General features: G+C 64.5%; 12 protein-coding genes. 3 read left to right on the top strand and 9 right to left on the bottom strand.

What is annotated here, in order from left to right:
• Positions 1-105 precede the first annotated feature (105 nt).
• Positions 106-1,647 (top strand): sensor histidine kinase, encoded by a 1,542-nt coding sequence (locus AB7C87_RS06200; RefSeq protein ID WP_369728559.1) that lies wholly within the window; start codon positions 106-108, stop codon positions 1,645-1,647.
• A gap of 148 nt (positions 1,648-1,795) precedes the next feature.
• Here AB7C87_RS06200 and AB7C87_RS06195 read toward each other — a convergent pair whose 3' ends face one another.
• Positions 1,796-2,209, bottom strand: a complete 414-nt coding sequence (locus AB7C87_RS06195) for a DUF7994 family protein (protein ID WP_369728558.1) — start codon at positions 2,207-2,209, stop codon at positions 1,796-1,798.
• Positions 2,210-2,364: 155 nt separating this feature from the next.
• Positions 2,365-5,325, bottom strand: a complete 2,961-nt coding sequence (gene uvrA / locus AB7C87_RS06190) for an excinuclease ABC subunit UvrA (protein ID WP_369728557.1) — start codon at positions 5,323-5,325, stop codon at positions 2,365-2,367.
• A 203-nt stretch (positions 5,326-5,528) separates the two neighbouring features.
• On the opposite strand from uvrA, the gene AB7C87_RS06185 reads away from it, so the two are divergent.
• A complete protein-coding gene (locus AB7C87_RS06185; RefSeq protein ID WP_369728556.1) occupies positions 5,529-6,029 on the top strand; it encodes a hypothetical protein in 501 nt (166 codons plus the stop codon).
• Between the two features lie 139 nt (positions 6,030-6,168).
• Here the strand turns inward: AB7C87_RS06185 and gnd are convergent, their stop codons facing one another.
• The 6 genes from gnd to AB7C87_RS06155 form a co-directional block, all read right to left on the bottom strand.
• Positions 6,169-7,065, bottom strand: coding sequence for a phosphogluconate dehydrogenase (NAD(+)-dependent, decarboxylating) (gene gnd / locus AB7C87_RS06180; RefSeq protein ID WP_369728555.1), 897 nt, complete (start codon positions 7,063-7,065; stop codon positions 6,169-6,171).
• Between the two features lie 190 nt (positions 7,066-7,255).
• The gene (locus AB7C87_RS06175; RefSeq protein WP_369728554.1) at positions 7,256-7,693 is read right to left on the bottom strand and encodes a hypothetical protein; all 438 of its coding nucleotides are present in this window, start codon (positions 7,691-7,693) and stop codon (positions 7,256-7,258) included.
• 170 nt (positions 7,694-7,863) lie between these two features.
• Positions 7,864-8,328, bottom strand: a complete 465-nt coding sequence (locus tag AB7C87_RS06170) for a copper resistance protein CopD (RefSeq protein WP_369728553.1) — start codon at positions 8,326-8,328, stop codon at positions 7,864-7,866.
• A 114-nt stretch (positions 8,329-8,442) separates the two neighbouring features.
• Positions 8,443-8,994 carry a metal-dependent hydrolase gene (locus AB7C87_RS06165; RefSeq protein ID WP_369728552.1) on the bottom strand — a complete coding sequence of 184 codons (552 nt, stop codon included), beginning with the start codon at positions 8,992-8,994 and terminating at the stop codon, positions 8,443-8,445.
• A 263-nt stretch (positions 8,995-9,257) separates the two neighbouring features.
• On the bottom strand, positions 9,258-10,583 hold the full coding sequence (locus AB7C87_RS06160; protein ID WP_369728551.1) for a hypothetical protein: 1,326 nt from the start codon (positions 10,581-10,583) through the stop codon (positions 9,258-9,260).
• Between the two features lie 72 nt (positions 10,584-10,655).
• Positions 10,656-11,138, bottom strand: a complete 483-nt coding sequence (locus AB7C87_RS06155) for a deoxyuridine 5'-triphosphate nucleotidohydrolase (RefSeq protein ID WP_369728550.1) — start codon at positions 11,136-11,138, stop codon at positions 10,656-10,658.
• 220 nt (positions 11,139-11,358) lie between these two features.
• Between AB7C87_RS06155 and AB7C87_RS06150 the strand changes: the two genes are divergently transcribed.
• On the top strand, positions 11,359-13,326 hold the full coding sequence (locus tag AB7C87_RS06150) for an aconitate hydratase (RefSeq protein ID WP_369728549.1): 1,968 nt from the start codon (positions 11,359-11,361) through the stop codon (positions 13,324-13,326).
• 63 nt (positions 13,327-13,389) lie between these two features.
• On the opposite strand, the gene AB7C87_RS06145 is transcribed toward AB7C87_RS06150, so the two are convergent.
• Entirely contained in the window at positions 13,390-14,412 is a 1,023-nt protein-coding gene (locus tag AB7C87_RS06145; protein WP_369728548.1) for a phosphotransferase family protein, read from the bottom strand.
• Between the last annotated feature and the right edge of the window lie 109 nt (positions 14,413-14,521).

Here is a 14,521-nt window from a genome sequence, read left to right as displayed (position 1 = left end):
CTTGCCGGATCGATCGATCTGCGGCTTCGACGCCCCCTCACCACGTGTCACCCGACAGCCAATTTATTTATATGCTGACTATTCAGATGGTAATTCGTCACATCGATGCCATCTCGTGTCCGGTTCGCGCTCGACCGCGTCCGCGAGCGCTCGGTTTCGATGGTCGGGATCGGTTTGGTCGCCGTCGCCGGCCTCTACGCGGCGGTGACCGGCGTTGTGGTTCCCGCGTCGGCACTCGAACTGTCCGTCCCTGTCGCAGTCGGCTGTGGTCTCGTCTGGTACGACGTCCGAAACTCGGTTGTCGATCTCGACCGCCGAGGAATTCCCGTGGTCGCCGGCTGTGCGATCGTCGGTGCCGTGGTAGTCGCCGTTGCGTTCGTTTGGTGTGTTGCCCTCGCAACTCCCGGTAACGAGTCTTCCTTCCAAACGCTCGGAATCGCGCTGTTGACCGCCGCGAGCGTCGGCGTCGCGCTCGGAACCACTGTCGGCCACCTCCTCGCGGATCGATCGCGTCGACGCCGCGAAGCCGATCGGTTCCGTCACGCGAACGATGCCGCGCTAGACGGGATCGCCGTCGTCGTCGATGATCGCCTCGTCTCGGTCAACGAGGCGTACGCGTCGCTCTACGGCGTCGACGATCCCACGAGACTCGAGGGCAGGCTGTGGAGCGAAGGCTACACGAACGAATCGCTCGTCACTATCGAACGGGAGACCGTGCCAGCGCTCAGCGATCACGGCTACTGGCGGGGAACCCTGACCGGAACCCGCGTCGACGGGACGACGTTTCGACAGACCGTTCGGATGTGTACCCGCGGAATCGACCGAGGCCACGTCGTCGTCGTCCGCGACGTGACCGACCAGATCGATCGCGAACAGCGAATCCAGGTCCTCAATCGGGTTCTCAGGCACAACCTCCGGAACGCCTTCACCGTCATCCGCGGTCACGCGAACCTCGTCGGCGAGTACGACGAGCACCTCGCACGCCGCCACGTCGACCCCATCCGCGAGGAGATCGACGATCTGCTCGAGACCGCCGACAAAGCACGGGGCGTCGAACGAAAACTCGAGCGTCGCGACCGCGGCGAAACGGTCGACGCGACCGACGCCGTCAGAGCCGTCGTGGATCGGGCGAAAGCCGCCTACCCCGGCGTTCGGATCGTCGCCCGAACGGAGACGCCGACCGCAGATTCGAAGACGCCAACGATCGAGAGCACGGTCGTCGACGCGCTCGACGAACTCGTCGACAACGCCGTCGAACACCATCTCGGCCGGACGGGTGCCGATTCGCCCGAACGGACGGCGGCCCCGATGGGCGGGTCCGAGAGCGAATCGGAGCCACTCACCGTGGAAGTCGCCGCCGAAGTCGTCGAGTATCCGTCGGCGTCGCGTCTCGAGTTCACGGTCGCCGACGACGGTGACGGCATTCCCGTCTCCGAGCGACGGGCGGTTCTCCAGGGCGAGGAGACGCAACTGGCCCACGGCTCGGGGCTCGGACTCTGGTTCGTCAACTGGATCGTCAGCAACGTCGGCGGCGACCTCGAGTTTACCGACCGACAAGACGGCGGCACGGTCGTGACGCTCTCTTTTCCCTACACCGACCGAGAGCGAAACGTCTACGAAACGACGGTGGCGGAGAGTACGGTCTGAAGAAACGATGGTGGCGGAGAGTACGGTCTGAAGAAACGATGGTGGCGGAGAGTACGGTCTGAAGAAACGATGGTGGCGGAGAGTACGGTCTGAAGAAACGATGGTGGCGGAGAGCACGATCTGAACGTCCGCCCCGCCAACGCGGGGACTACTCCTCGACGGCGAACGCGTCCTCGTCGATCTGCAGGCCGCCGAACCAGCACTCGAGGGCGCCGAAGGCGAGAATCAGTGCGACCCCGAGCGCGAAGACGGCGTTGAGCAGTCCGAACCATCCGGACGCCTCGAGCAACTGGACGAATCCAACCGTGCTCGAGCCGACTGCGAGGATCGCCAGCCCCACTGCGCCGACGCGGGGCCAGCCGACGGTCGTCACGCCGAGTGACAGGCGCTCGAGGCGTCCGGAAAGAACGAGCAGAACGCCGCCAACGCCGATCCAGACGACCGGAATCGCTTCCGCCGGCGTCGTCGGGACGCCGGCGAGTACGACGAGGATGACGACGCCTCCCGCGGAGATCGCGCCGCCCCCGACCAGCCGTCGTCGAACGTCTTCCGTATCGGTCATGCCCTCCGCTTTCGGCTACCGGCCGGTAATCGTTCGGGTTTCGATCCGAGAACCGACGGGCGAACGGGTCGGGCGCTCGTACGGTCTGCTGTCCGTCAGTACCGGCACAACCCCGATCTGGACGGCGGTTGGATAGATCAATACAGCAATCCGTATCAGTCGTCCGTCGGCGGCGTCGCCGGCTCGACGCGTTCGCCGCGTGGCCCCTCGAGGTCGATATCGGGCAAGAGGTCCCGCAGATAGTGGCCGGTGTGAGAGTCCTCGAGTCGGGCGACCTCCTCCGGGGTGCCGGTCGCGACGACTTCGCCGCCGTGCTCGCCGCCCTCGGGGCCGAGGTCGATGACGTGGTCGGCGTTTTTCACGAGGTCGAGTTCGTGTTCGATGACGACGACGGTGTTGCCGTTGTCGGTCAGTCGGTGGAGCACCTCGATCAGCTTGCGCTCGTCCTCGTGGTGTAAGCCGGTGGTGGGCTCGTCGAGCAGGTAGAGCGTCTCCCCGGAGTCTTTCTTGCCGAGTTCCTCGGCGAGTTTGATCCGCTGGGCTTCCCCGCCCGAGAGCGTCGTCGAGGGCTGGCCGAGGGTCATGTAGTCGAGTCCGACGTCTTTCAGTAGTTTGAGGCGCCGCCGGATCTGGGAGTTCGCTTCGAAGAAGTCGTAGGCCTCACCGACTTCCATGTCCAGTACGTCCGAGATGGTCTTGTCCTTGTAGGTGACGTCGAGCGTGGCGTCGTTGTACCGGGCGCCGTCACACTCCTCGCAGGGAACGTAGACGTCCGAGAGGAAGTTCATCTCGATTTTCACGGTCCCTTGGCCGCCACACTCCTCACAGCGCCCGCCCTTAACGTTGAACGAGAACCGCCCCTTCTCGTAGCCGCGTTGTTTCGAGAGCTTCGTCTGGGCGAACAGCTCTCGAACGTAGTCGAAGACGTTCGTATACGTTGCCGGGTTCGACCGGGGCGTGCGGCCGATCGGCGACTGGTCGATCAGCCGGACGGTCTCGATTTCCTCGAGCCCCTCGAGGGCGTCGTGGTCGCCCGGGATCACGCTCGTGTTGTCGTTCATCTCGCGAGCGAGGCCCTTGTAGAGCACCTCGTGCATGAGCGTCGATTTGCCCGAGCCGGAGACGCCGGTGATGGCCGTGAAACAGCCGAGGGGGATGTCGACGTCTAGATCGTCGAGGTTGTGCTGGCGGGCACCGAGAATCGTCAACGCCCCCTCCGGATCGCGTCGCTCGTCGGGGACCGGAATCCGTTTTCGGCCGGAGAGATAGTCGCCGGTGACAGAGTCCTCGCAGGCTTTGACCGCCTCGACGGGGCCGTTGGCGACGACTTCGCCGCCTCGTTTCCCGGGGCCGGGACCCATGTCGATGACGTTGTCTGCTCGGCGCATCGTCTCCTCGTCGTGTTCGACGACGAGCAGGGTGTTGCCGAGGTCGCGTAGTTCCTCTAAGGTGTCGAGCAGGCGATCGTTGTCCCGTTGGTGGAGCCCGATCGAAGGCTCGTCTAACACGTAGAGGACGCCGACGAGTCCCGATCCGATCTGGGTTGCAAGCCGAATGCGCTGGCTCTCGCCACCCGAGAGCGTCGAGGCCTCCCGATCGAGCGTGAGATACTCGAGGCCGACTTCGACCATGAAGCCGAGGCGGGCGCGGATCTCTTTTAAGATCTCTTCGGCGATCACCTTCTCACGCTCGGTGAAGTTCGCCTCGAGTGACTCGAAGTGTGCCAGGGCGTCGCCGATGCTCATCCCGTTGATCTCCGTGATCGACGTGCCGTCGACGAGCACGGCGCGGCTTGCGGGTTTGAGTCGGGTTCCGTCGCAGGCGGGACACTCGGTCACGGACATGTAGTCCTCGATGTGTTCGCGCGTCGAGTCCGAGTCGGTCTCGAGGTAGCGCCGGTCGAGGTTCGGAACGATCCCCTCGAATCGCTTTCGCTTGCGTCGAATCCCGTTTTTCGTGTTGCGCTTGAACAGCACCTGATCGCTGGTGCCGTAGAGAAACCCGTCCTGAATCTCCCCGTCTACGTCCTCGAACGGCATCGACAGCGGAACGTCGAAGTGCTCGGCGACGGCGTCGAGTCGCGTTTGGTAGTACGATCGGTTGTAACTCCAGGGCTCGAAGACCTCCTTCAGCGGCTTCGACTCGTCCTGGACGACGAGGTTTTCGTCGACCTCCTTGGTCTCGCCCAGTCCCTCACACTCGGGACAGGCGCCGTGGGGTGAGTTAAACGAAAAGGAGCGGGTCTCGATTTCTGGAACGTCGATCCCGCAGTGCGTACACGCGAGATCCTTCGAGAACTCGACGACGAAGCGGTCGTCCTCCTCGAGTTCGTCGCCGAGCGCGCCAGTTCGGCGAGCCTCTTCGCCTAACTCCGCGGCGGCTTCCTCCGGCGGATCGGGGAGAATCAGCTTCAGAACGCCGTCGGCCTCCTCGAGTGCGGTCTCGACGCTGTCGATGATCCGCGGACGGTCCTCCGTCGAGACCCGCACGCGGTCGACGACCACGTCGACGGTGTGATCGAAGTTCTCGTCTAAGTCGGGTTTCTCGAGTGTGAGGTCGTACTCCTCGCCGTCGACCTCCACCCGCGAGTACCCCTCGGAGACGAGTTCGTCGAACAGATCCTCGAAGGCACCTTTCTGGTCACGGACGACCGGCGCGGCGATCTTCGCGCGGGTTCCCTCGGGTAACTCGAGGATGCGCTCGACCATGTTCTGAGCCGACTGCTCGCCGACCTCGCGACCGCACTCGGGACAGTGTGGCGTACCGACACGGGCATAGAGCAGTCGCAAGTAGTCGTGTAGTTCGGTAACCGTCCCGACGGTCGAGCGAGGGTTGTTCGCGGCGTTTTTCTGGTCGATCGAAATCGCCGGCGAGAGCCCGTCGACGGACTCGACCTGCGGTTTGTCCATCTGGCCGAGGAAGTTCCGGGCGTACGCCGAGAGGCTCTCGATGTACCGGCGCTGGCCCTCCGCGTACACCGTCTCGAACGCGAGCGAGGACTTGCCCGACCCCGAGAGTCCGGTGACGACGGTAAACGATTCGCGGGGGATGGTGACGTCTAAGTCCTTCAGGTTGTGCTCTTCTGCACCCCGCACCTCGATGTACTCTTTCGTCATAGGCTGGGCGTGGCTGGCGACCGATTTGTTTCGCGTCGCGGTACCCGATTCATCGTAATTGCGTCAGTGGCCGGAGGAACTTAACACGTCTGAAAGCGTAACAGTGTGTCGCGTGCTAACGTGGTTTCTCGGGGGACGATCGACGACGAATATCGGGCCAATGCGTCCAAAGTGACTTCGGTCGGGAACGCGAACCGACGGGTATGAGCGACGATGGCCCATCGCTGTCGGTCGACGAATTCGTCGACTACTGTCGGACCCAGGCTGGGCTTCTCTCCGGGCAGGTACAGACGATGGGCGACGAGGCAGACGAGTTACTCGACGAGATCGACGAGGAGATGGCCGAGATCCGCACCCGACTCGGCGAGCGCGGCGTCGGTCCGACGACGCCGTCCTCGACCGAGCGCCCGACCGGCGACGAGGTCGACGTCGAGGCCCTCGAGGAGCTACAGCGCGATTTAGAGGAAAAACAGCTACTCGTCGAGGCGAAACAGGCGCGCATGCAGGCATTTCAGGACCTCGCGGCGGGCTATACCGACCTCGCGGCGGAGTTAGACGCCGTGGCGGACGGTCACGACGCGATGGAGCGGGTCGTCCGCTTCGAGGCCGACCACGACGCACCGGCGTACTTCGACGAGCGCCAGACGGTGTACGAGGCGGCCGCGGAGGCCGGGGACTCGAGCGGGAAGCCGGACGACGAGTGACGTGGCCGGGACGCAGACGACTCCAGTGACTCGAGCCAGTCACCGACCAACGAGTGAGGGCAGCGTGCCACGTGACTCGAGCCCGAGAGATCGCTCGATTCGGGCGGATGGCCGGTTTCAATCTCGTTCTCGGTCGGTTCTATCGGCGGGGCACGTCGTGTCGACCAAATCCGTACCGAAGTCGGCTGGCGAGTCGCCGCGAGAAGCGGCCGTCGTCGGCCCGCGAGCCGAACCGTTCGGCGAGTGAGGTGTAAATCAGCGGCAACGGTACCTCCTGTTCTAAGCCTTCCTGGACGGTCCAAGTGCCGGTCGATCCCCCTTCGATGCGGTCGGCGACGTCGCCGAGGTCGGTGCCCTCCTCGCGGAACGCCTCCTCGCAGAGTTCGAGTAGCCACGAGCGGATCACGGCGCCGTTGTTCCAGACCGACGCGACCGACTCGAGGTCGAGGTCGTACCGTCCCTCGTGGAGCAACTCGAAGCCCTCGCCGTAGGCCTGCATCAGTGCGTACTCGACGCCGTTGTGAACCATCTTCACGTAGTGGCCAGACCCCGCAGGCCCCATTCGTTCGTGGCCGTCCGGGCCCGTGGCGACGGCGTCGAACGCCGGCTCGAGTTCTTCGTAGGCCCACTCGGGGCCGCCGACCATCAGCGAGAAGCCGAGTTCCGCACCCGCCGGGCCGCCGGAGGTCCCACAGTCGAGATACGCCGCGGGACAGGCCTCCGCTCGCCGGACGGTGTCCTCGAAGTAGGAGTTGCCGCCGTCGACGACGACGTCGTCGGCCTCGAGGTGAGGGGAGAGTTCCTCTATGGTCGCGTCGACGGCCTCGCCGGCGGGAACCATCAGCCAGAGTCGCTTCTCCTCGCCGAGTCGATCGACCAGATCTGAGACGGAGTCGGCCGGCTCAGCGCCGGCGTCAGCCGCCGTCGCGACGGCTTCCGGCTCCAGATCGAAGGCGACGACGTCGTGACCCGCCTCGAGGACGCGGTCGACGACGATCTGTCCCATCCGTCCGAGTCCGATTACGCCAAGGTGCATGCGGGTAGCTCTGCGGCGGTGGGTGGTAGTGGTTGTGATTCTCGAGTCCCCGTCCTCGAGCGGAGGCGGAACGACAAGAGCCACTGCACGTCAGTACACACCTGATCGCCGATCCGTCTGGCGATCTGCGTGTGAATCGGTGTCGTTGCTACTAACTGCGGGATGAATCCACGAAGCGCCGGCACGGCGATCAGTAAAGCGGTTCCTCGAGACGGGCCCAGCCGATCGCATCGAGAACGACGAAGCGGTCGTCGTAGTGGACGTAGACGCCGTTGTACGCCCCGTCGGCTCCGTCGTAGTAGGGAAGCGAGCCGCGGATCGCGTCGACGACCGACCACGCGCCGTCGCGATCGATGGTAACGTGTTCCCACTCGTCGTGTGCGCCGTTTCTGACAGCTCGCTTGATCGCACGCCGAACGCCCGGAATCTCGTCGAGTCGTCGCGACGAGGCGTCGACGACGGTCGCGTCGACGGGAATCTGCTCGGGGCCGATGAGTCGAGCCCCAAGGTCCGCCTTCGAACGCGCGGTCTCGCTCCGGGACCGACTCGAGCGGAGCGCGTAGCCGACGAGCGCCGCGGTCCCGACCGCGAGCAGTGGGACCGCCAGCCGTTTCCCCCTGTTCATCATGGAAGTACGTTACAGCAACCGACTAAGTATCTTTCGCAAGAATGTCCGATTCCTGTCGTGCTTTGACAGAAAAGCGCCACGAACGTCTGGAACGGGACCGCGAACGTCTGGAACGAGGCCGCGAACGTCTGGAACGGGACCGCGAACGTCTGGAACGAGGCCGCGAACGTTTAGAACGAGGCCGCGAGGTTCGTCGTGATCGCACCCGAGACGACCAACAACGCGATCGCGACGACCGCGGCCCCCCGGTACAGCCCCAGCGCGTCGCTCGCCGGCTCGCGGAGTTTCTTCCCGTTGAGCCCGGCCTCGAGTCGCTTCGCGCCGATCTCGACGAGCGCCGCAAGGACGAGCCAGAGGACGACCATCGCCAGAACGAGTTGGCCGTTTACCGTGTTGATGAGGCTCTCACTGGTGTATCGCGTACCCGCGAGGTGGCCACCGGTGAGCAACAACACGAGCGCGCTCACGCGTGAAATCGTCGTGAGCTTCCCCGAAATTCCCTCGAGCGGCCGCGTCGTGTTGAACGCGCCGTCTCGAGCGAGCGGTAGTACGACGAACGCGACGTAGAACACGCTACCGGCCCAGATCGCGGCGAACACGAGGTGTGCCGTCTGTGCGAGGAACGTATCGACCATACGGGTTGGCTTGGAGAGGGATGGTATCAGGGTTCCGACTTTCAGGCGGCGAAAACCTCCGGCCGGGGTCGTCGACCCTGGTTGCACGACGATGCTCGGAACCGAGATCGGCGCTCACTCGAGCCAGTCGGGCGTCCACGCGACCAGGCGCCGCCGAAAGAGGGCGTAAACGAGTGAGATCGCAATTCCGCCGGCGACGGCCGTTCGAATCCAGCCGTCGAAGACGATGAGAGCCGGAGTCGCGAGGGCGACCGCGACCGCGGCGTCCTCGGGAGCGCCGTCGTATCTGATCCAGCGACGGGGCCGGATCCACGTGGCGCGGACGTGATCGTAGACCGCCCGTTCCGACCGGTCGTTCCACGGATCCATCTCGGGACCGCCGCCGATCGCGTCGCTCGCGGCGTGGAGCCAGGCGGCGACGGCGAACGCCGCGACGCCGACCGTAAGACTCGAGGGAGAAACAGAAGCGACCATCACCACGGGAGCGGCGACGACGAGGCCGGAAATCGGGAAGTGAAAGGTCCGGCGGTGCTCGAGGACGAGGTCGAAATCCGGCGCGAGTCCGCCGAGGATCGCGCCGACGGCGAGTGCGGTCCCGAGTTCGGGAACGGCGTATGCGACCGGCGTGACGACTGCGAGCGCGGCGAAGACGTGGGTGGTCGCCATCACGGCGGATCACCGGCCATATCCCGTTCTTCGCGTCACAGTACAAAAAGCCGGGAGACGCGGCGGCGCGTGCCGGCGAGTACGGTGGGGTCGTCCTGAATCTCTCATCAGACAGCAACCCGTCTCATACGGGTTACTGTCAGTCAGTTCCGGCGCAACTGCCCCCGGGTCGCGGTTGCAACGGTGGACTCGCTGCACTCCTCCACCGAGACTCGTCTCACACGGTTCGACTCACCGCCGGGACACCGGGACAGTAATCCGTATCAGTCGCCGTCGACCAGAAGCGACCGCACGTCCGGAATCTTCCCGAGAATCCCCTTCGCGAGTAGATAGCGGGCGTAGCCGTTGGCCTGTCTCCACTGCCAATCCGCGTCGTCGTCGAGTGATGATCGTTCGAGTCCGCGATCTCCGGAGTAGATCAGTGACCGACCTTCTTCGGCGAAAAACAGCGTGAGTGGGTCCGGTTCGTCTGCGAGGAGATCCTCGAGTCGGTCGACTGCATCGCGTTTCGCGGTATCGATCCAACCGCTGTCGAGACGATCGGTGCCGGCCGCCTCGAGGCGGTCGCGTTCGCCCCGTGCGGCCGCGAGGACGAGCCACGCGGTCGCGAGTTCGACGGTTCCGTACACTTCGTACCCCTCGTCGACGTACCGCTCGATACTGCGTGCGTCCGATTCGCCGCGGTGGGATCGCGAGTACAGGGCGTCGTGGACGTCGCGACGCCCGCTTTCGGACTCGCCGACGTCGTTGCCCTCGAACTCGCCGATCCGCCCGGACCAATCCTCGCGATCCTCGAGCAACTCGTCGGTGCGCTCTCGAAGCGTCGCTCGAGCGTTGGCCATCCGTTCACCGAACGGGTCGCCGCCCGGATCGCGTTCTCGCAGGGTGTCGTGGTAGGCGGTCGCGAGGTCGATCTGGGATCTCCCTTGCCGGACGGTGCTGTAGATCTCCGCGAGGCGTTCGGCTCGGCTCGTGTTGTCGCTTCGGTCGTCGACGTCGGCTTTCAGCTGGTGCGATAGCAGGCTGTGGGCCTGCTGGAGTTCGTACTCGAGAAACCGGCCGTAGGTCAGGAACGTCGCCGGATCGTCGGTGACGTACTCGAAGTCCTCGAGGTGAGAGCCGGCTTCCTCGAGAGCCTGCTCCGTTCCGGCCGCCGGATCCCCCTCGAAGCCGTCGGTGCGGACCGTCGCGTAGACGAACGCCCCCGAGGCGTGCCAGAGGTGCGATCGGGCCGACCTCGCGGTATCCGCGGTCGCCGACTCCCACGGACGCGTTTCGGCGAACTCGAGGTCGTCCTCGAGACGCCGTTCGCTGTAGACGACGAAGCGCTCTCGTTCGCCCATTCGCTCCCAGGCCTCGAGTCCGTCCGCGGCGTAGTCGGCGATCTCGTCGGCCAGATCGTGGAGGTGTTCGTCGGTCGCGTAGACGGGCGACGGGACGGCGGGAATGGATCGTCGTCGGGTTCGGGCGTAACTCGCGCGGTCCGGAAGGGCGCTGTAGGCGGTCGTACAGCCGGCGAGTGACGCGAGTCCACCGATTCCGAGGGCGGCGAGGGCGTTCCGTCGGGAACACCGTGGAGGGCGACTCATGTCCGCGGTGTGTCACTCGATCGAGAAAAGCGTTGTCGATCACCGCCGCCGTTGGGTACGGCGGTACGGTCGCTACTCTATGTTTTCGCCCTGGTAACTCCCGTCGTAGACCTCCTCGTGGTTCGCTTCGGCGAAGACGAGCTGGGCGATCCGCGCCCCGCGTTCGATCTCGATATCGTGGTGAACCTGAAGCAGGCCTTCGCCGCGACCCTCGTAACCGGCGTCCCAGACGGCAGTGTTCAACATACAGGAGTTGCGCATCAGCGACGATCGGGGGTAGACGTAGCCGACGTGGCCCTCCGGAATCTCGATCCGTTCGCCGTAGCGAGCGATGTAGGCACCCTTCGGGAGGTAGTAGGTGTCGGGAGCTTTCTGTTCGAGTTCCTCGAGCGGACGGGCGACGCGGTCGCCGATCTGCGTTCCGTTGCGACCGATCCGTCCCGGCTCGAGTTGCTCGAAGACGACGTCGAGCGTGAGGTCGACGCCGTTTGGCTGGACCTGTTCGGTTTCGATCGGCGAGACGTGGTCGGCGACGAACGGACCGGAGCGAAACATAATCGTGTTCCCCAGACCGTGTGGGACGGAGAAAAAGCAACCGCTTCGACGCGAACGGGTGCGTTCGTTAATCGATACCGAACGCCGTGAATTGCTCGACGATTGTCCGGATGAATGACAAAAACTCCGGTAAAATTATCGCTTTGGGCGGAATTAACATGGTTGATCGCTATAGTAACACGCTGGATTTATCAAGACGGACAGCCGAGTTTCGGATGCTATGGGACAGACTCTCACCGAGAAGATTCTCGACGATCACCTCGTCGAAGGAGAACTCGAGACCGGCGAGGAGATCGGAATCGAGATCGACCAGGTGCTCACCCAGGACACGACCGGGACGATGGTCTGGCTCCAGTTCGAAGCGATGGGACTGGACGAGGTCCAGACCGAAATTGCCGCCCAGTACTGTGACCACCAGACGTACCAGTTCGACTTCAAGAACACGGACGATCACCGCTTCCTCCGCTCTGCGGCCGGAACCTACGGGGCACACTTCTCTCGCCCCGGCAACGGCATCTGTCACAACGTCCACCGCGAGAACTTCGCCGCCCCCGGAAAGACGCTTCTGGGTTCGGACTCACACACGCCGACGCCCGGCGGTCTCGGCGAACTCGCCATCGGTGCCGGCGGAATCGACGTCACCGTCGCCATGGGCGGTGCGCCGTACTACATCGAGATGCCCGAAATCGTCGAGGTCCGCCTCGAGGGCGAACTCCCCGAGTGGGCCACGGCGAAAGACGTCATCCTCGAGATGCTCCGTCGTCTGAGCGTGAAAGGCGGCGTCGGCAAGATCTTAGAGTACACCGGCCCCGGCGTCGAGACGCTCACCGCACCCGAGCGGATGACGATCACCAACATGGGCACCGAACTCGGTGCGACGACCTCGATCTTCCCGACCGACGAGCAGACCGAGGACTACCTCGAACGCGTCGGCCGCGAAGACGAGTACGTCGAGATCCAGCCCGACGACGACGCGGAGTACGACGACGAGATCGTCGTCGACCTCTCCGATCTCGAGCCGCTGATCGCGACGCCGTCGATGCCCGACAACGTCGTCCCCGTCCGCGAGGTCGCTGGCGAGGACGTCCAGCAGGTCATCGTCGGCTCCTGTACCAACGGCGGCTACGAGGACATCCTCCCCGTCGCGAAGATGCTCGAGGGCCGCCAGACGGCGATGGAGACCGAGACGATCGTCGCCCCCGGCTCCAAGCAGGCCTCCGAGATGCTCGCCCGAAAGGGCTGGGTCGCGGAGATGATGGCCGCCGGCGTCAACTTCTCCGAGGCGACCTGTGGTGCGTGTATCGGCATCGGTCACGTGCCCGCCTCCGACTCCGTCTCCCTGCGGACGTTCAACCGCAACTTCGAGGGTCGTTCGGGCATCGAAGACGACAACGTCTACCTCTGTTCGCCCGAGGTCGCCGCCGCCGCCGCACTCGCCGGCGAGATCGTCGATCCCCGCGATCTGGCGGACGAACTCGAGGACCTGGAAGATCCGGGCGTCGAACTCCCCGACGAGTACGACGGCTCGAAGACCGACCTCATCGCACCCGACGAGGCCGTCGACGACGAACTCATCAAGGGGCCGAACATCGGCGACGTCCCGCTGAAAGACCAACTCGGCGACGACGTCGCGGGCGAGGCGCTGCTCAAGATGGAGGACAACATCACGACCGACCACATCATCCCGGCGACCCAGGACATCCTGATGTACCGGTCGAACGTCCCCAAACTCTCCGAGTTCACTCTCAGCCGCGTCGACGATACGTTCGCCGAGCGCGCACTCGAGGCTGACGGCGGCTTCCTCGTCGCCGGCGAGAACTACGGCCAGGGCTCCTCGCGTGAACACGCGGCGCTCTGCCCGATGTACCTCGGCATCGAGGGCGTCCTCGCACAGAGCTTCGCCCGGATCCACCGCGCGAACCTCTTCAACTTCGGCATCGTCCCGCTGACGATCGACGAGGAAACGTACGAGAACATCGACCAGGGCGACGAGATCGAGATCGTCGACGACGTCTACGACGCCGTCACCTCCGGGCAAGAGGAGTTCACCGTCCGCGTCAACGGTGACGAGTACACGGCGACGCTCGACGCCTCCGAGCGCGAACGCGACATCCTCGCGGCCGGTGGTAAACTCGCCTGGACGAAAGACCAGGCCGAAGAAAGCGGCGCCGCAACCGCAGACGACTGAAGACGCCGGAGTCGTACTTGAACGCGGTATCTTTTGAACGCGTCTCGACTCGAGCAGGAGCCCCTACGTGATCTCCGCGATCCGCTTCCGTACGAACGTGTCCAATCGATCAGCGACGTGATCGACCTCGTTCTCCCAGCCGAACGAACCGAAGTACTCGAAGTGACACATGAAATCGAGCGCCGCTACGAGTCGATAGTACGGATACCGTTCGTCGACGTAGGTCTCGTGCGTTCCGCCTCGTGCCTCGACGTACGACTCTCGAAGCGCGTTTCGGAGCGGTTGTGCGCGGTCCGTATTTCCCATCGGAAGATCGACGAGGTTCGCTTCGGCGATCGCGAGATCCAGCGGCGCGTCGCCGACCGGTCGGAAGTTAACGTCCAGTACGGCTCGGACGAGCGGCCTGGCGTCGTCGTCAGGTGCTAACACGAGGTTCTTCGGGTGATAATCCCGGTACAGAACCGATTTGTCGATCCCATCCTCGGCGACGACGCTCGGGAACCGTGATATCGCGTCTTCGATCGCCGGCTCGAGGTCGGCAAAGCGCGCCTCGAGTCGCTCGAGGTGGTAGTCGACGCTCGCGCCGAGACACTCCGCCCACGACTCGAATCCATAGTCGACGAACAGTTCGCCGTCACTGGCGTGTAGCCGCCCGAACGGGCCGTCGAACGGCAGGTCGTGAATCGCCGCGAGGTGACGGCCGGCCTCTCGAACGAGTCGCTCGTGAGCGGACGCCGAGAGGGAAGTGACGTCCGTGATGTGGCGTCCGTCGACGTACGTCAGCAAGAAGTACGTGTCAGCGACGTGCTCGTCGCCGTCGGGGGCGACGGCCAGTACGTCCGGAACGGGGAGGTTCGTCTCCCGATCGATCCGCTCGAGCAACACCGGGCCGGATAGCAGCTTCGATCCGCCCGTGACGGTCCCCGCTTTCAAGACGGCGTCCGGTCCGTCGTCGAACGAGACGCGGTACACCGCGTTCATCCCCTCGTCGAAGTCGACAACGGACGACACCGGTCGGCCTACCCGTGCGGCCACAGCCCTGGCGACCTCGTCGGCCGTCGGCTCCGGTTCCCCCTCGAGTGTCATATTTCGACGTGCGGACAGCTCGTAATGAGCGTTGTGGTGCTGTGTAAAGTGTCAACTCGACACACTGACGGCACCGTACTCGAGGGGAACGGACAGCGCCTTGACCGCG

Origin of the sequence: Natrarchaeobius versutus (genome assembly GCF_041205745.1) — an archaeon.
Taxonomy (GTDB): domain Archaea; phylum Halobacteriota; class Halobacteria; order Halobacteriales; family Natrialbaceae; genus Natrarchaeobius; species Natrarchaeobius versutus.
The sequence above is the reverse complement of the archived record's forward strand: the minus strand, read 5'-3'. Positions and strand labels throughout refer to the sequence as shown.